We start from the raw sequence: 17,729 nt of genomic DNA on the forward strand, positions 1-17,729 counted from the left end.
TAGCTTCTGAAACCGGTCTTCCTCTGACATCATATTTTCTCGGAAATGAGGCCATAAATAAAATGCTAAACCACAGGTTCTAAACCGTGGTTTAGCACTACTTTTTTTCTCAAGTCCGAAAGACAGGTTTCATTATATGGGCTTCTCACCGGCAGAAAAATAAGAATAATGTCCAGAAATAAAAGAATAGACAAATACAGACAAAATCAAAAAACGGAACCCGTTATGGATTCCGTTTTGGCAGTAGCGAGAGGGGGACTTGAACCCTCGACACCGCGGGTATGAACCGCGTGCTCTAGCCAGCTGAGCTATCTCGCCATATTCATTTTACCGGCTATTCTCACAGCCGCTTGCTTATGATAGCAGGAGATACCGGCTCTGTCAACAGATTTTTCGCGAAATGGCGGAACTGCTGACCTTGTCAGAGTTGCGGCAACACCTCCAAATGCGAAGCCGTGATTCGAGGGAGTTTCAGCAACAGAAGCTGTTGCTTTTCGAGTTTTCAGGGGATGTTGCATTGAATCGGTATCAGCGTCTCCCGGCGGAAAACCGCCGGGAGACGCCGATGCCACTTACTGTGCCGCTCCGTCGATCTCCTGCCACTTCTTCTCAATGGCGGCGCAGGTAGCGTCCTTATCCGCCGTTCCTGCGATATAGGCCTGCATAATCTCGCCAAAGGTCTGATGCCAGCTGTCCGTGGAGAGGCAGATCTCAAGGGTGTTCGTCCCCTCCTCCGCGGAGAGCGCGTCGCCCTGCTGAATGATCGCAAACGTCGCCTCCGCATCGCTCTTGATCGGGGAAACAACTCCCGCCACATCCGTAAACCACGCCTTGCCCTCGTCAGAGGTGTACCACCAGTTGATAAAATTCAGCACAGCCTGCAGATTCGCGGAATCCTTATTGACATGAAGCGCCTGATCGGAACCGGAGATCACCTTGCACTGCTCCGCCTGATCGGTGACCGGATAGCCGTCAAAGCCGATCTGCAGTCCGGAATCGATCGCCAGAACGTCGCTCTCGATCCAGGCGCCCTGTCCAAGCACCATGGCAGCCTTGCCGGAACCGAACGCGGATTCCTCACCGGCAAGATCCGTCTCCAGCGGCTTCGCGTCGCCGTACTTGACCGCAAGATCGATGAAATCGAACCAGTTTTCATAGAGCTCGGGATAATCCGCCATCTTCGCCTCGCCGCGCTCAAACCTGGCGACCAGCTCCGCCGCAGAAATCCCCGCGTTCTCCGCCGCCGCGTCAAAGAACGACTGCGCGCAGTGCTTGAACACCCACCATTCCGCAAAGCCGGTCGTGAATGGGGTATAACCCGCCGCGGAGAGCTTTTCGCAGGCCGCCTCCATCTCCCCTGTGGTCTGAGGGAACGCCGCGATGCCGACCTCCTCAAAAATCTCTTTGTTGTACACAATGCCGAAATAATTTCCCTTGATGGCGATGCCGTAGCAGCCTGTCCCCTCAGAGGGCGACTTCATGGCGTCCGCAACGGAGGGCGCGATGGTTTCCATCAGCGGCTGTCCCGTCAGGTCAAAGGAATACTCTTTATAGGTATCGATCTCCTTGCCGGAGGTGGAGGAGAAAATATCCGGGATCTCTCCGGAATTGATCTTTGCCTTGAGAAGCGTAGGGTAATCGTTCTGCGTCGTCTCATAATTGATCGTGACGCCCGGCGCCACCTCGGCGTACTCCTCAATCAGCGTGTTGATAGCATCCGCATACTCCGGCGAGGAGATGAACATATATATCTCTCCGGAATCCAGCGACGGCTCCTCCGTCCCGGCATCGGCGCTCTCCGCTGCCACTGTCTCCTCCTCCGCCGGCGTCTCCTCTGCCGACGCGCCGCCTTCTGCCGTTTCCGTTCCTGCGGGTTCCGTGCCGGCCGTTCCGCTTCCACAGCCCGCAAGCAAAGCGCCCGTCATTGCCGCGCACAATATTACAGATACCAGTTTCTTTTTCATTTCACTCCCTTTCTGCCTGCTCCGCCGCAGGCCATGCAAGGAAAAGCCGCATCGGCAGCTTCTCCGGTTCCGTCCCCTGTGTGGGGACAGCTATGCTTACCCTTTCACGGCGCCCGCCACGACCCCTTCGACAATATACTTTTGCAGAAACACGAATACGATGATGGCCGGCAGCACGGTCAGCACCATGGCCGTCATGGCATACTGCCACTTTGTATTCATCTGTCCGACAAAGGTATAGGCCGCCAGAACCAGCGTTCTCGTCTGATTGCTGCTGTTGACCATCAGAAGCGGCAAAAGGAAATCGTTCCATATCCACATCGTGTCAAGGACGATCACCGTGACTGACACGGATTTCAGAAGCGGAAAGATTACCGAGATATAGGTCCGGATCGTGGACGCACCGTCGATGTGGGCGCTCTCATCCAGCTCCTTCGGGATCGTCTTCATGAAATTGTAAAAAATAAATGTCGCCATCGGGATGCCGAAGCCCCAGTACTGTATCCCGAGACCGATCCGGCTGCCGGACAGGCGAATCACGGACATCGCCTTGAGGAGCGTAATCATGATCGTCTGAAACGGAATCAGCATCGGCGTGATAATGAGCGTGTATATCAGGCCGGTGTAACGGTTTTGCCTCCTGTCCAGAATGTAGGCCGCAAGCGACGAAAACACCACGATTCCCGCAAGTCCGACCGCGGTGATCATCAGATTGTTTAAAAAAAGGCTCCCGTATCGAATCTTCTTTATGACATAGCGGTAGTTTTCCCATGTAGGGAGCCTTGGCAGTGCGATCGGATCCGATACGATCTCGCCAAAAGGCTTGAAACTGTTCATAAACATCAGGAACACCGGGTAAATATATACCAGCGCGATCGCGGTGAGCGCGGCGAGCATCAGAACCCGAAAAGTTCTTCTTCTGGCGTGCATCCCCATCACAGCGCCACCTCCTTGCGGTTCATCAGCCTGAGCACAAGCTGTGTGATCACGAGAACGACGAGGAAGTACACGATCGCCTCCGCCGACCCCAGTCCATAGTGATTGTCCGTAAACGCGACCTTGTATATCTGGAGCGTAGCACTGTATGTCGATCCGCCCGGACCGCCCTTGGTGAGCGCGAGTATAATATCAAAAACCTTGAGTCCGTTCGTCAGGGACATAAAAATGCAGGTCGTAAACGAGGGGCCGAGGAGAGGGAGCGTCACGCGGAAAAATTTCTGTCTGCCGCTACAGCCGTCCACAACTGCGGCCTCCAGTACATCCTCCGGCACCGCTTGCAGGCCCGCAATATATAAGACGATGTAGAAGCCGAGGGACTGCCACACGCCCACAAACGCGACCGCCCAAAACGCCAGACGCGGCTCGCCCAGCCACGACCAGTCAAGAAATCCCCAGCCCGTCAGCTCCGTCAGCTTTGCGAAGCCCTGTGTGAAGATAAACTTCCAGATAAAACCGACGATGGTCATGCTCATAATGTAGGGAATGAAGAACAGCCCGCGAAACACATTGACAAAGCGGAATTTTTTCGTCAGCATGACCGCCAGCGCCAGCGCCAGCACATTCGAGAGCAGAACGAAGAAAAGCGTGTACTTCAGAGTGAACGTCACCGCTCCCATGTATGCCCGATCGCCGCTGAACAGGCTGATAAAATTGGCGAACCCGAGAAAGCGCGGCTCCTTTGAAATGCCATTCCACTCCGTGAGAGAGTAGTATCCGCTCATGATAAACGGGACGTACATCATCATGACGACCAGAACGACCGCCGGCAATGTGTACAGGACGTTTTCCAGATACTCCTTTCGTTTTCTTCGTGTCATTGTCATACAGCCTCTTTCTCCGATCTGCCGGTTTTCATGGTTATCCTGACGGTTTTTCCATGTGAATCTTATTATAATATGCACAATTCGACGGATAAATGGATAAAAGCGAACGAATTTCTGTAAAAAAATGAACTCCTGCGCGCATCCCCGCCGTATTAAAATAAAGATATGCAAAAAAGACGCGAAAAAAACAGACATAAAACGGCCGCCGCGGCCTTCCTCTCGAGAGCGGACAGCAGCGTGCGCCGTCACCGCGCGGCACTGCGCGCCCATATGGACAGAATGCCGCTCTGGATCGAGCTCGCGTCCGCTCTCTCCGCGATCCTCATTCTTCTCATGATCGCGCTGGCGTTTTCGACCTACCGACAGAACCGGGCGGACCAGATCCGTCATGAACAGATCACCGCCGACCGGCTTCTGTCTCTCAAGATGAAGAATCTGGAGCAGTATCTCGACGAGCTGGCCGCCTTCAGCATACAGGCGGTCTATGACAATTCGCTTTACGCGTCGATCCAGTCCGGCGAGGCGTTCACCGATACCGACCGCGCGGACATCAGCGCCGCTGTACGCACCGCCTACCACACGCGGAGCGACCTGAATTCCTATATGCTCTATCTCCTCAATCAGGAACTCGCCGTGGGCTATATGCCCGGCTCGCGGACAGGCTCCGAGCGGGTCCGCATCTCCGGCTTCTCCTGTGCGCAGATCTTTGACATGCTCCGTCTGTGTACGGCAAGCCCTCTGCGCTGTGCGGTTCTGCCCTCCTCCGACGACGGCTCGCTCTTCTGCTTTATCCACGGCATCGTCCGCGTGTCCGACGCCCGGACAAGCGCTATTGTGAGCTTTGACGTGGGTATGCAGTCTATCGAGGCGCTCACGGACTATCCCCTCTCGCGCCAGGAGCACATTGCGCTGTACAGCCCGCAGGGAGAGCTTCTGTTCTGTGATCTCGAAGCGCCGCCTGGAGAAAATATCCCCACCCCCTATGCCACGATCGGCGGCGTTCGCTATCTGACGGCCGTCCGGACAGGAGAACGCTACGGCCTGCGCATCGTCTCACTGGTCCCGGTTTCCTCTGTGACAGAGGAAATACGTCATGCCAGCATCCGCGCTCTGACGCAGCAGTTGTTCTGGATTCTCCTCTCCATTCTCGCCATCTGCGTCTTTGTCCGCTGGCTCACCGCGCCGCTCTCCATTCTTGCCGCAAAGCAGAAGCAGGCCGGAGACGGCGATTTTTCCGCGATCGACATCGGACGCTCCCGGGAGATCCGGGAGCTCAGAACCAGCTTCAACGAGATGACCCATCGGATCGACACACTGATCCGCCGGAATTATGCCGCCGAGCTGAATGAAAAGACGGCACAGCTCGCCGCTCTGGAAGCGCAGGTGAATCCGCATTTCCTGTATAACACTCTGCAGGCGATCGGCTCCGAGGCGCTCCTGCATGATGAAATCGGACTGTATCGAATGCTCACGTCTCTCGCCTCAAATCTCCGCCACTCCATTAAAGCGGACAATATTGTGACTTTGGGAGAAGAGATACGATATGTCGACAACTATGTCATGTTGCAAAAAGCCCGCATGGGAGATCGCCTGACCGTAATCAAGCGCGTCGATCCCGCCGTCACAACGGCCCGCGTGCCAAAAATCAGCATCCAGCCGCTTGTGGAAAATTCGATTCTCCACGGCCTCGGAACGGAAAAAAGCTCCATCTCCATTCAGATCGAGGCGTTCCGCCGGGGAGATTATCTCGTCGTGCAGGTCACCGATGACGGGATCGGAATCGAGGAAACTGCGCTGACCCGGCTCCGCGAAAGCTTTGCCGATCAGACCCTGCTTCGCCCCGGCGCCGGTATCGGCCTCGCAAATCTCTATCACCGCATACGTCTGATGTATGAGAATGACGCGGACATCCTGATCCGGACAGAATGCGGTGAAAACTCGTTCACCACGGTCACACTGATCCTCTCCGCCGTGGCCGAGCCAAAGCTGAAATAATACCGTGTCCCGCCGTATGGCACGCTGCCGCAGCGAAAAAACGGCGGCCCCCCGCAGGCTCCGTTCCGGGATTTCCCAGAGGAACGCGGCAGGACCGTCATTATGAAGAACGGTATGAAAACTTACACTGATGCAATGATTTTTCATACAGCGCCGGCGCAGGGCTCTTTACGGCGCGGGACTCGCATAAAGCGCTTCGGCATGGAGATTACTATGTATAAGGCTCTGATTTTGGATGATGAACGCCCGGTACGGGTCGCCATTGCAAAGCTGGGCAATTTTGCCCGCTTCCGCATCGAGGCCCCGATGGAGGCGGAAAACGGACGCGACGCACTCGCGCTTATGCAGCGCCACGTTTTTGACATCTGCTTTGTCGACATGCAGATGCCGGTCATGGACGGTGCGGCCTTCCTGCGGCAGGCCTCCTCGCGCAGTCCGGATACCGCTTTTATTGTCATCAGCGGCTACGATGATTTTTCCTATGTCCAAAACGCGCTGCGCTGCGGCGCGGTGGATTATCTGCTCAAACCGATCGTCAAGGAAGAACTGGATGCCGCCATCGAAAAGGCCATCCGCAAAAACTATCCTGACGCGGACTTCTCCGCCGCAGGCGGAGATGACAGCATCACCGCGGAGGAGGTACTCTCCATCATCCGAAGAAAAATCGAGCAGGACTACCATGAGAATATCCAGCTCTCGGATTTTGCCGGTCGGTATTTCTTCTCCAAGGAGTATCTCTCCCGCCTCTTTAAGGCAAAATTCGGCTGCACCATCTATGAATATCTGATCCGCGTCCGCATGGAGCATGCGCAGACCCTGCTTCTTGATCCCGAGCGCCGCATTCTCGACATCGCGCGGAGCATCGGATATTCGGACACCAATTATTTTTCAAAGGCTTTCCGAAATTTCTGCGGGAGAACGCCCAGCGAGTTCCGCCGCGAAAATGGCTCTGTTCCGGCCTCCGCGCAGAGCGGAGCCATCACGGACGGCTCTGAAAGCGGTTCCGCTCCGGGCTGTAGTCATAGCCCGCGGCCGCAAGCTTCTCCGTGAGCTCCGCCATATCCTCGTCCAGATCGTCGCAGAGCGCCTCCAGCGACGGATAGCGGTCGCGGAGCTTTGTATTGATCACGCTGTAAAGAATATCGGGATTCGCCGGCAGCATACGCCTCTCCTCCTCACCTCCGGAACGCCCGGGCGGCCCGTCCCCCCTCGGCCGGACGCTCTCATCTTGTCAGAAGAACCTGACCGCTCACGAGCGCGCCCACATCCGTTCCGATGATGCGGCTTGCCTTATCCCGGTACACGGCCGCCTGTTCGGTGTCGATGTATTTGTAATAGTCATAGGCCATTTTGTGACTTCCGTCCGGCCGGCAGAGGCCCTGTATGATGTTGGTCAGCATCTCCTTGGAATTATCCGTCTCCCGATACAGAAGGAATCCGTCGATATGCGGATTGTTCGCAGCCATCATGTAGGCATAGACGATGGACGCCGCCTGCAGCTCCTCGCCGAACGCGGAGGTATAGCCGATCTCGGAGATGGAAATGCTGCGCACCTGTCCGTTCGGCGCGAGCATGGAGGGCTGCTGCATATAATCCGTCAGCACGCTGATGTTCTGCATGGTAATATAGGGTGTGGCGACGGATTTCTGCACATAGATCGCCTGCCCTTTCCACGCATAGGGGTCATTCAGCGGCGCGTTGTACGGATGAAAGGCCAGTCCCCAGTCCACATTTCCCTCGCGCAGCATATAGCTGTTGAACACGTCGAGATATTCCTTTGAGAGGAAGCAGCCCGGATTCGACTTGCGTCCCCACTCCTGATCGAGCGGAATATAGACGTGCGCGCTGGCGTTCATGCTCCGGATTCCGTTGTAGAATATCCGGAACGCCTTGTGGTAGGCGCTGGCGTTGAAATCCAGATCCGTATTGCTCATATAGAAGCACTCGGAGCGGGCATTGACCTCGTTGCCGATCAGCCAGTTGTCAATCTGACCGTTGCCGGACGCTCCGTTATAGCGCTGTCCGAGGAAAGCCGCAATCGCCTTGAGGTGCTTCGCTCCCCCCGCCTCGGCGGTGTTGAACGCAAAGCACGGGCAGTCGATGCTCGATTTATCACGGGAAAGCGGGTGAATCAGGTCCGCTCCGGACGCGCCGGGCGTATTCAAAATCGTCACATTCATCTGAATGCCCTGTGCGGTGATCAGCTTTACCAGCTCGTCGAGCCGCGCGACCGCCGCGCCGTTGAAGTCCCAGACCTGTCCGTCATAGCCATAATGAATGGTGCCCCAGCCGGGATTGTCGCTCTCTCCGACAATATCGCCCAGATAGATGTTGTAGGCGATCTGGTCGATCCCCAGATCCGCCAGTGTTCCGTCGATATTTGTCGGAAGAATCCCTTTGATGCCGTGATCCATGCGGAGCGCCGCCGCGGTCGCGGCTGCCTCCGGATTGGTGATGTAGTGCTCGTTGCTCACCTGCACATAGCGGCCGCCCTGCTTCACCATAACCATAAACTTGCGCGAAATCTGATTTCCCGCGCTGTTCAGATTCAGGGGGAAAGCGAAGCCGGTGCGGGATGCGGCCCGGGCTGTGGCAATCACGACGCCCTGCGCGCCGTCCTCATAGACCTCATCTGAAAACAGATAATACCTGCCGTCGTCGCTTGCCGGGACAGCGCCGGATACGCTGACCTCCACATTGGCTCCCGACACCAGACAGGAATCAATGGCGACAGTCCGTTCCGCCGCCGACACGGGAAGAGCGGCTCCGGGCTGCACGAACGCCGCCGCGAGGCACAGCACCGCCCCAAACAGCATTCCCGTCAACAGTTTTCTCATACGCATAACAATCCCTCATGCCGAAGCACTTTAGTGCGAGGCACGCGCTCCCAATCGCCCAGCGCCAGCGCGCAGGGCTCCGAGCCGCTTTGCGGCTCGTGCCGTCCCTTTACCTGACAGCATTTTTCGTTTGCTGAAAGGTCCTCACAGGCGGTTTTGGGGCTGCGATCAGGGCTATTTGGGCTTCGGCACAAATAGCCGTGTGTAAAAATCAGCGCATCAGCGTGATTTTTCACACTATTCCTCCATAAAAATGGCTTCCATACACAGAACCAAGGGCATTATAACACGAACAGCAAAGCCCTGCATTTTTTGTTCCGCGAAAAGCCGACAGCATGCCTGCATGCAGGAGGCTTTATGCGGGACAAAAAACATGGGGCGCAGCCCCGGTGCGAGAAAACGCGCCAGCGTTTGCGAGCCGCGCAGGTTTCATTGCACCCCGCACTCCGCAAAGATCCGCCGCACCGCATTGCGGTACTCATCGCCCCGCTTCGCCATCAGTATTTTATGCACATAAGGCTGCCCGCCCTCAAAGCGCTCGCCGAGATAGCTCCACATCTCTTTCATTTTGTGAAGAACATGAAGCTCGCTGGTCATGCGCTCCGAATAATCCTGATACAGCGCCTCATGATATGCCTCCAGCTCTTCCTTTGACAGCTTCGCGCCCCCGCGGAGCTCACGGATGAGCGCCGGATTCGCAAGCAGTCCCCTGCCGATCATGATGCCGCTGATCCGCCGTCCGGGCGCGGCTGTCCCGGCGGCGCCCGGCAGCAGAGAACCGGAAGCTCCTACTCCGACAATTCCCTCGCCGCACGCTCCGAAGCGCCGCATAATCCGTCTGCCGTCCTCCGCGGTCCGGATATCGCCGTTGTACACGACTGGATGCACGCTGTTTTCAAGAAACGCGGCAAAGCACTCGACATCCGCCGTTCCCGTGTACATCTGCTTCTGCACCCGGGGATGCACAATGACCTCGCCGATCGGGTACCGGTTATAGAGAGCGCAGATCGCCTCGGCCTCGGAGACGTCCCGCACGCCCACGCGGGTCTTTACCGAAACGACAGGCGGCGTACAGAGAGCACCGGGTTCTCCGGATTCCTCACAGGGACGCTCCCCCGCTCTGGCGGCCCGCAGCCTCCCGGTCCGTCTGTTCTCCGCAAAGGCAAAGGAACGCGCGTTCTCAAGTCCGTCAAACACGTTCTCAAAAAAGCGGTCCAGCGCGTCGAGATCCGCAAGAAAGCCGGCGCCCTTTCGTCTGGCCGTCACCGTTCCAGACGGACAGCCGAGATTCAGATTCACCTCGCGGTAGCTCCGCCGCGCCATCTGTCCGCAGGCCCAGACAAAGGCTTCCGCATGGTTCGTCAGAACCTGCGGGACTAGCGGTATTCCCTCATTGTTTACCGGATCGATGTCCGCCTTTTCCCGGTTTTGCAGAATCTGCTCCGCACCCACGCTGACAAAAGGCGCATAATACCGGTCCGCACCCGGAAACATGCGGTGATGGAGACGGCGGAAGGTGTAGCCGGTAAGCCCCTCCATCGGCGCGAAAAAAAGAGGGGGTTCTCCTGCCGCCCCCGCCGCTCTGTCTGCTCTGGGGTCTGTCTGTTCTGTGGTCATGAAAACCGGCCTTTCCTCTGTCATATATGATTCCGCTCCGGGCTTGTTTTTCCGGAACTGACGCGGCCCGGCTCCTGCCCGGACATACCCCGGTTCCTGCCCGCGCGCCTCCGGTTCCGCCGCTTACTGATTGTCGCACTTTCTCCCGTCTGCTACAATAACATAGTTACCTGACAGCCGCCGTGCTGCCGGGAAAAATGACGCATATTCACCGGTGCGGAACTGCCGGCACGAACCCGCTGCGCAGCTTCCTCTGCACAAAAATCCCTCAGAAACACTTTTCAGAAAAGTCCTGAATACCATAATTTATGAAAAAACAGAACACCCTGAAACAGAATACCGGAAACCGGAGCTTCCCCACAAGGAGCTCTCTCCTGCTTTGGTTCCTGCAGGGTGCAAAGCGCTGGATCGCCCTCAGCGTGCTGTTCCATGCGCTCGCCACTGCCTTTGACCTGCTCGGCCCGCGCATCGTCGGCTACACAGTGGACAATCTGCTGACCGGCACAGCGGCCGGAAGCAGCGCGGCAGCGGCAGGGGCTGTACAGGGCATGGCCGGGCGCGCCGTCAGAACGCTCCTCCTCGCGGCCGGAGGCACGGCGCAGCGTCTTCGCCCGCAGCTCTGGCTCATCGCGGCGCTGGTACTGCTTGTGGCGGCATGCGGCGCCCTCTTCCGCTATCTCGGGAATCTCCTCAACTCCGTCGGTGCGGAAAAGCTTGTGGAAACCATGCGGAACCGGCTCTTTGAGCACATCGAGCATCTGCGTTATTCATGGTATTCCGAAAATTCCACGGGCGATATCATTCAGCGCTGCACCTCCGATGTGGAAACCATCAAGAACTTCCTTGCGGAGCAGCTCACCAGCACGTTCCGCATCGTGCTCATGATCGTTCTTGCCGAGCTGTCCATGTCCGGCATTCACCTCGGACTGACGCTGTGCGCGTTGCTCTTTATTCCGGTGATTATCCTCTATTCGCTGTTTTTCCACCGCCGCATCGGCCGCAGCTTCCTCCGCGCCGACGAGGAGGAGGGAAAGCTCTCCGCGATCGCGCAGGAAAACCTGACTGGTGTCCGCGTGGTCCGCGCATTCGGGCGAGAGCGCTATGAAAAGGAACGCTTCGAGCGGCAAAGCACCGCATACACCGACGCCTATATGCATTTTTCCGTGCTGATTTCCATTTTCTGGACGGTCGGCGACGTGATCTCGGGTCTGCAGGTCATGACCGTCGTCGTCCTCGGCGCGGTTCTGGCGGTTCGGGGCGAGCTGACTCCCGGCGACTACATCGCTTTCGTTTCCTACAATGCCATGCTGGTCTGGCCCGTCCGGCAGCTCGGACGCGTGATTTCCGACATGTCCAAGGCCGGCGTATCCGTCGACCGCATCCGCTACATCATGAATTCCGAGCGCGAGACGGACCGCGAGGGCGCGGGCGAACCGCCGATGGACCGGGATATTGCCTTTGATCACGTGTCGTTCCGCTATACGCCCGATGCGCCGGAGGTTCTGACGGACGTGAGCTTTACTATTCCGCAGGGAACCACATTCGGGATTCTGGGCGGAACCGGCTCCGGCAAGTCCACGATCACCTGTCTGCTCGACCGGATGTATGAGCCCACGGCGGGAAGCATCCGTATCGGCGGCGTTGACATCCGGGATATCCGCGCCGAATGGCTGCGCGGGCACATCGGCCTCGTCCTGCAGGAGCCGTATCTGTTCTCCCGGACGCTGGGGGAAAACATCGGCATCACCGGGACAGACGTCCCTCCGGAGGAAATTCACCGCGCCGCCCGCATCGCAAGTCTTGAGGACGCCGTCAGGCACTTTGCAAACGGCTATCAGACGCTTGTCGGCGAGCGCGGCGTGACGCTCTCCGGCGGACAGAAGCAGCGCACCGCCATCGCACAGACGATACTCCGCAGGACGCCGGTCATGATTTTTGACGATTCCCTGTCTGCCGTCGATACCGAGACGGACGTCCGCATCCGCCGGGCGCTCCGCGAAGCCGCGTCCGACACAACGGTGATCCTCATTTCACACCGCATCACCACGCTGATGCACGCCGATCAGATCTGCGTGCTAAGCCACGGCCGCGTCGAAGCCATCGGGACACATGAAGAGCTGATGGCCGGAAACGGAACTTACCGCCGGATCGCGAAAATTCAGGCACAGGGCGCAGAAAACGCCCCCCAGCAGGAGCTCCTGCAGGCTCAGGAAAGATAAGGAACGATATGTCCTCTGTCACGAAAAGAGAAAAAAATAACGCGCCGCACCGCCTTCACTTCTTCGGCCTCGGCAGAATCCTGCCCTACCTCGCGCCCTACCGCGTGCAGGCGGCCGTTATGATTGTGCTCGGGATGATCGCCAGCATGTGCGACTCCCTCTACCCGCTGTTCAACCGCTATGCGCTGAACCATTTTATCGCGGAAAAAACGCTGGATACGCTGCATTTGTTTATTCTGCTGTACGTGGTGATTCTCCTCGTCCAGCTTGCGCTCAATTTCATCAGCAGCTATCTCATCTGCCTCACGGAGCTCTACATCGGCAGAGATCTCAAAAACGCGAGCTTCGGCCACCTGCAGACGCTCTCATTTTCCTATTTCAACACGCACAATGTCGGCTATATTCACGCGCGCATCATGAGCGACACGGACCGCATCGCGACGACGGTGAGCTGGCGCATCATGGACATTGTCTGGAACGTTTCCTACATCGGCTTCATGTTCGGGGTCATGGCGCTCATCGACTTCCGTCTGGCGCTCCGTCTGCTCCTGCTGATTCCGGCGGCCGTCCTCCTCGTGGCTCTGTTTCAGAAAAAGCTCGTGCTTCTCCACCGCCGCGTCCGTGAGATCAATGCAAAGATTTCCGCGAACTTCAACGAGGGCATTACCGGCGCGCGCTCCATCCGCACGCTGGTCGTCGAAAACACGATTCTCCGGGATTTTAAAAGGGACACAAGAGACATGCGCCAAAGCTCCGTCCTCACAACGCACTGGTCCGCCCTCTTCACCTCCGCCATCACGCTCATGTCCTCGCTCGCGCTGGCGCTGGTGCTGTGGCAGGGCGGTTCTCTGACAAAGCAGGGACTCATGCAGATCGGAACGCTCTCCATCTTCATGACCTACGCGCTGAATATGATCGAACCCATTCAGTACATCGTACAGGCGCTCTCGTCCATGATCGACGTGCAGGTGAACATCGAGCGCTTCGCCGGTCTGATGGACACCCGCTCTGACGTGAACGACACCCCGGAGGTCATCGAAAAATACGGCGACAACTTCAGCCCCCGGCGGGAAAACTGGGAGGAGCTTTCCGGCGATATCGAATTCCGCGACGTATCCTTTCGCTATCCGGACGGTGAGGAAATGGTGCTCGAGCACTTTTATCTTCATGTCCCGCAGGGCACCAGCGTCGCCATCGTCGGCGAGACCGGCGCAGGCAAGTCCACACTCGTGAATCTGGTCTGCCGCTTCTTTGAACCGACAAAGGGGCAGATTCTCATCGACGGCCGCGATGCGAGGGAGCGCTCCCAGCTCTGGCTCCACAGCCACATCGGCTATGTTCTGCAGACGCCTCACCTGTTTTCCGGAACCGTGCGGAGCAATCTCCTCTACGGCCGGCCGGACGCCACGGACGAGGAAATCTGGGAGGCGATCCGCATCGTGGACGCCGAGGACGTCATAACGAGAATGGGGCACGGCCTCGATTCCGAGGTCGGCGAGGGAGGCGAACTCCTGTCCACCGGCGAGAAGCAGCTCCTCAGCTACGCCCGCGCCGTTCTTGCCGACCCGGCCATCCTCATTCTGGACGAGGCGACCTCTTCCATCGACACTGTCACGGAGCAGAAAATCCAGCACTCCATCGAACGCATCATCAAAGGACGAACCTCCTTTATGATCGCGCACCGCCTGTCCACCATCATCAACGCCGATATCATTCTGGCCGTCGTGGATGGAAAAATCGTGGAATCGGGCACACACAGCGAGCTCATGGCGAAAAAAGGCTACTATTTCCGCCTGTTCACAAAGCAGTATGAGGACGCCGAGACGCAAAAGGTCTGGTGAGCCGATTCCGGGAGCCCCTGCCGGCAGACGGCAGGGTTCCGCTTGCCGCTTCAGCTTCCGGCTCCTTTTCCTGCCCGGTATCTTCCATCGCCTCACGGGCCGCCTCCCGGATCAACTCTTCATAGCCGTTCAGCGCGGCAAAGGGCATGAACTGCGCCGCCCTCTCCTGCTTCGGCATCCGGGGACGGAACGGCTCGGGGGGATCAAGCGGAAGAATATCGCCGTAGCGACTCAGGCAGGAAAGCTCCGCTTCCCGCAGTGCTCCCGCGCCGCCTCTTTCACTGTTCTTCTGCTCCGTCATCCCGAATGCCTCCTCTCTCCTGTCATGCACGGTGGCCGCCGATCTGCCGGTTTCTGTCCATCCCGGTCGCGCCCTCCTGTAAATCCGTTCCTTTGACGATGGCGTTTTTTCCATACTTTTTCCGGATATCCAGCATGGCCTGCTGCACCCGCTTTTCCCGCAGCTCCTCTTCTGTCTCTTTTCCGCGCCCGCCGCTGCTTACGTCCGCCCCCGCGGCAGGCTCCGCCGCAAGTCCGAAATCCGAAAAGAGATCCATCTGCGCAAAGCCTCCGCCGGCCGCCCGGCTCCCCTCCTCCGCGACGTTTCCCACCGCGATGCTGAAGCGCCGGATGAGCAGATACGGCTCCGTGATCTCCTCAAACAGCTTCATAAACGCCCCGACGATGCGCCGGGAGGATGAAGTAAAGCCCTCCAGCTTTAATGAAGCGTTTGCCGATTTCGGCACCCGCCTACCGTAGTGATCGGTTTTGATCTCCCCATGATAGAGGCGGGCAATGGACGGATCTTTCAGGTTTTCGACATCGTAGCCCACATAGAGCATGATCTGATTCGTGACCAGCCTCCGATCCACGAGTCCCAGCACCAGAGCCTCCGCCATTTCCCGAAGCACAATGGCCCCCACCCGGTGATCGCAGGGGCCCTGCAGCACTTGCCCCGAGCCGAGGCTGTTCGAGGAGGGACGGAACGCCTTGATTTCTTTCATCCCACAGCTTTCCCGTCCCCACGCATGGTCGATGAGAAGCTCGGCATTGATGCCGAACAGACGGTAGAGGAGCTCCTCGTCCTGCAGCGAACAGCGCGCCACATCCCCCATCGTCAGCATGCCGTGCTGACGGAGCCTGCGGGCATACCCCCGCCCCACACGCCAGAAATCCGTGATCGGCATATGCGTCCAAAGCTGTCTGCGGTAGCTTTTTTCATCCAGCTCCGCAATGCGGACGCCGTCCTCATCGGCAGGGATATGCTTTGCCACAATGTCCATCGCCGCCTTGCAGAGAAACAGATTCGGCGCGACCCCCGCCGTCGCGGGGATCCCGGTCTCCTGCTGCACCGCGCGGATCAGGCGGCGGGCCAGTTCCCGTGCCGTGACATGGTACAGCTTCCGGTACGAGGTCGCATCGATCAGAATCTCGTCGATGGAATAGACATGAATGTCCTCCGGGGCGATGAAGTGAAGATAGATCCGGTAGATCCGCGTGCTGTACTCGATATAAAGAGACATCCGCGGAACGGCCGTCAGGTAGTCCAGCATCAGCTCCGGGTCCGCCCGGAGCTCTGTGTCATTCCACGAGCTTTTCTCCGGCTCTCCGCCGCGGCCCCTCCGACCCGCCGCGCGCCGTCCCGCGTTTACCTCCCTCACCCTCTGAACCACTTCAAAAAGTCTCGCTCTTCCCGGAATACCGTAGGCCTTGAGGGATGGCGAAACCGCGAGACAGATCGTCTTTGCCGTGCGTTCCGGATCCGCCACGACAAGGTTCGTCGTCAGCGGATCCAGCCCGCGTTCCCGGCACTCCACTGAGGCATAAAAGGATTTCAGATCGATCGCTATATACTCTTTTTCTTCCTGTATTTCCATATCTGTTCCGGCCGCTTCCCGAAAGAAAGGCTCAGTGATCCGACCGTGAATACTGATTCCGCATAAGGTTGCTCGTCTCAAAAAGCGTCTCATGCAGCGCCTTGTCCGCTAGCTTTTTCAGCTCCTCCGCCATCTCCCCGTTGGCCTGCTCGCGGAGCGCCGCGCGCGCCGCACTGTCCTCTGCCGCATCGATTTCCCTGTCATAGCGGCGAAGCAGCACATGTCCCTTTGCCGCCACGGACTGCTGATAATGCTCGATGTGGTTCAGGCTCCTGCTGTACGAGGCGTCCGTCAGCGCCGCGATCAGGCGGCTCGTCCAGTAGAAGTTGTCTGTGGAGACCCGCCCCCCGGTATTGCTCAGATACTCCGGCGTCCTCCCGACATTGGCATAGAACGGCGCCATCGCATTAAACGCATTGGAGGCATAGCAGATCCATTGCACCGCGCGGAAATCCTCCGCCGCCTCCGGACGAAGCTGGATCAGAGAAAGAAAATCATTGCGGTTGATGCCGATGGAGCGGTAGCAGCCCGCCCTCGAACGATCGCCGTAGCTCAGATAAGGATCGTAGGGCGTCCCCTGATAGTGGCTTGAGAGCACGTACTTCACATCCTCCACCGTGATCTTTTTCTCAGGAACCATCGACCACGGAATATCGTCCGATTCCGGCGTGTAATCCGCATTCTCCCCGTCCCAGCAAAAGGTCTTCGGATTAAAATACCGTCCCATGAACCACGCCCGGGGCGTGTTGTACACATGATCCGCGTCGTCGCGGGTGCCGAACGCATCCCGGGGATTCAGCCTCCCGTCAAAGGACAGGTCCAGATGATTCTCCTGAATAAATTCCCGCAGGTCCGGTGAGCACATATATTCTCTCTGCGCTCCGAACGCGTCCTCCAGATCGAAAATATCGATGCCGAGCTGGTTCGGCATGATCACATAGCGATCGTCCGGCACACGCCGCGCGATCCAGTGATGTCCGCCGATGCTCTCGAACCACCAGATCTCATTCACGTCCTGAAAGGCGATTCCGTTCATCTCATAGCTGCCGTACTTTTCCAGCAGGCTCCCCAGCCGGCGGACGCCGCCGCGGGCGCTGCGGATATAGGGCAGAACCAGCACCACCAGATCCTCCTCGCCGATGCCGCCGGCCTTTTCCGGCTTTCCGTCCGCCGCGGGCTGAAGATCCGCCAGAGGATCCGCGCCCAGAACTCTCTCATTGCAGGCGATGGTCTCCGTCGCCGTCATAGCCACATTCACCTCGTTCACGCCGCAGGCCGCCCATGTCCCCTCGCCGGGCAGGGCGTTCGGCATCGCCGAATAACGAAGAGGATGATCCGGCAGATCGATCTCCACGTGGGAGAGCACGGAGCGGTAGTGCCGGGGCTGTTCCTCCGGATGCACGATCACATACTTCTTCGCGGTGAAATGACCCGCGCCGGAATCATCATTCCGGGCAATCATCGTGGAGCCGTCAAAGGATGCATTTTTTCCGACAAGAATCGTAGTACAGGACATCGTAACCCTCCATACCGAAGCACAAACTGTCATACGAGAC

The 17,729-nt window shown here is 58.0% G+C and carries 13 protein-coding genes and 1 tRNA gene; 4 read left to right on the top strand and 10 right to left on the bottom strand.

The window, feature by feature from the left end; all coding sequences use genetic code 11:
* Positions 1–244: 244 nt before the first annotated feature.
* From E0E20_RS06895 to E0E20_RS06910, 4 genes are all read right to left on the bottom strand, one after another.
* Positions 245–318: transfer RNA gene (locus E0E20_RS06895), tRNA-Met, on the bottom strand.
* Between the two features lie 254 nt (positions 319–572).
* Complete coding sequence (locus E0E20_RS06900) at positions 573–1,964, bottom strand: ABC transporter substrate-binding protein (RefSeq protein WP_165444016.1); 1,392 nt, start codon at positions 1,962–1,964, stop codon at positions 573–575.
* A gap of 96 nt (positions 1,965–2,060) precedes the next feature.
* Positions 2,061–2,900, bottom strand: coding sequence for a carbohydrate ABC transporter permease (locus E0E20_RS06905; RefSeq protein ID WP_130837676.1), 840 nt, complete (start codon positions 2,898–2,900; stop codon positions 2,061–2,063).
* Complete coding sequence (locus E0E20_RS06910; RefSeq protein ID WP_130837477.1) at positions 2,900–3,787, bottom strand: carbohydrate ABC transporter permease; 888 nt, start codon at positions 3,785–3,787, stop codon at positions 2,900–2,902. Before E0E20_RS06910 ends, E0E20_RS06905 begins: the two co-directional genes overlap by 1 nt.
* Positions 3,788–4,057: 270 nt before the next feature.
* Between E0E20_RS06910 and E0E20_RS06915 the strand changes: the two genes are divergently transcribed.
* Complete coding sequence (locus E0E20_RS06915) at positions 4,058–5,782, top strand: sensor histidine kinase (RefSeq protein WP_165444017.1); 1,725 nt, start codon at positions 4,058–4,060, stop codon at positions 5,780–5,782.
* Positions 5,783–5,995: 213 nt separating this feature from the next.
* Positions 5,996–6,832: a response regulator transcription factor gene (locus E0E20_RS06920; RefSeq protein WP_165444018.1), complete on the top strand. Its 837-nt coding sequence runs from the start codon at positions 5,996–5,998 to the stop codon at positions 6,830–6,832.
* On the opposite strand, the gene E0E20_RS06925 is transcribed toward E0E20_RS06920, so the two are convergent.
* The 3 genes from E0E20_RS06925 to E0E20_RS06935 form a co-directional block, all read right to left on the bottom strand.
* Positions 6,762–6,944 (bottom strand): DUF4250 domain-containing protein, encoded by a 183-nt coding sequence (locus E0E20_RS06925; RefSeq protein ID WP_130837480.1) that lies wholly within the window; start codon positions 6,942–6,944, stop codon positions 6,762–6,764. The genes E0E20_RS06920 and E0E20_RS06925 overlap by 71 nt on opposite strands.
* A 61-nt stretch (positions 6,945–7,005) precedes the next feature.
* The gene (locus E0E20_RS06930) at positions 7,006–8,619 is read right to left on the bottom strand and encodes a DUF5722 domain-containing protein (protein ID WP_130837481.1); all 1,614 of its coding nucleotides are present in this window, start codon (positions 8,617–8,619) and stop codon (positions 7,006–7,008) included.
* Between the two features lie 429 nt (positions 8,620–9,048).
* The gene (locus E0E20_RS06935) at positions 9,049–10,236 is read right to left on the bottom strand and encodes a tRNA dihydrouridine synthase (protein ID WP_165444019.1); all 1,188 of its coding nucleotides are present in this window, start codon (positions 10,234–10,236) and stop codon (positions 9,049–9,051) included.
* Positions 10,237–10,544: 308 nt separating this feature from the next.
* Here E0E20_RS06935 and E0E20_RS06940 point away from each other — a divergent pair, with 308 nt between their 5' ends.
* Positions 10,545–12,455: an ABC transporter ATP-binding protein gene (locus tag E0E20_RS06940; RefSeq protein WP_130837483.1), complete on the top strand. Its 1,911-nt coding sequence runs from the start codon at positions 10,545–10,547 to the stop codon at positions 12,453–12,455.
* 8 nt (positions 12,456–12,463) lie between these two features.
* Positions 12,464–14,296 (top strand): ABC transporter ATP-binding protein, encoded by a 1,833-nt coding sequence (locus E0E20_RS06945; protein WP_130837484.1) that lies wholly within the window; start codon positions 12,464–12,466, stop codon positions 14,294–14,296.
* Here the strand turns inward: E0E20_RS06945 and E0E20_RS06950 are convergent.
* Genes E0E20_RS06950 through E0E20_RS06960 form a run of 3 tightly spaced genes read right to left on the bottom strand, consistent with a single transcriptional unit; the run spans position 14,253 to position 17,689 of the window.
* Positions 14,253–14,597: a hypothetical protein gene (locus tag E0E20_RS06950; protein ID WP_130837485.1), complete on the bottom strand. Its 345-nt coding sequence runs from the start codon at positions 14,595–14,597 to the stop codon at positions 14,253–14,255. The genes E0E20_RS06945 and E0E20_RS06950 overlap by 44 nt on opposite strands.
* Positions 14,598–14,619: 22 nt before the next feature.
* Positions 14,620–16,173 carry a Y-family DNA polymerase gene (locus tag E0E20_RS06955; RefSeq protein WP_130837486.1) on the bottom strand — a complete coding sequence of 518 codons (1,554 nt, stop codon included), beginning with the start codon at positions 16,171–16,173 and terminating at the stop codon, positions 14,620–14,622.
* Between the two features lie 31 nt (positions 16,174–16,204).
* Complete coding sequence (locus tag E0E20_RS06960; protein WP_130837487.1) at positions 16,205–17,689, bottom strand: C69 family dipeptidase; 1,485 nt, start codon at positions 17,687–17,689, stop codon at positions 16,205–16,207.
* Positions 17,690–17,729 lie beyond the last annotated feature (40 nt).

Source organism: Lachnoclostridium sp. Marseille-P6806 (genome assembly GCF_900625025.1).
In the GTDB taxonomy this organism is placed as follows: Bacteria; Bacillota; Clostridia; order Lachnospirales; family Lachnospiraceae; genus CAG-791.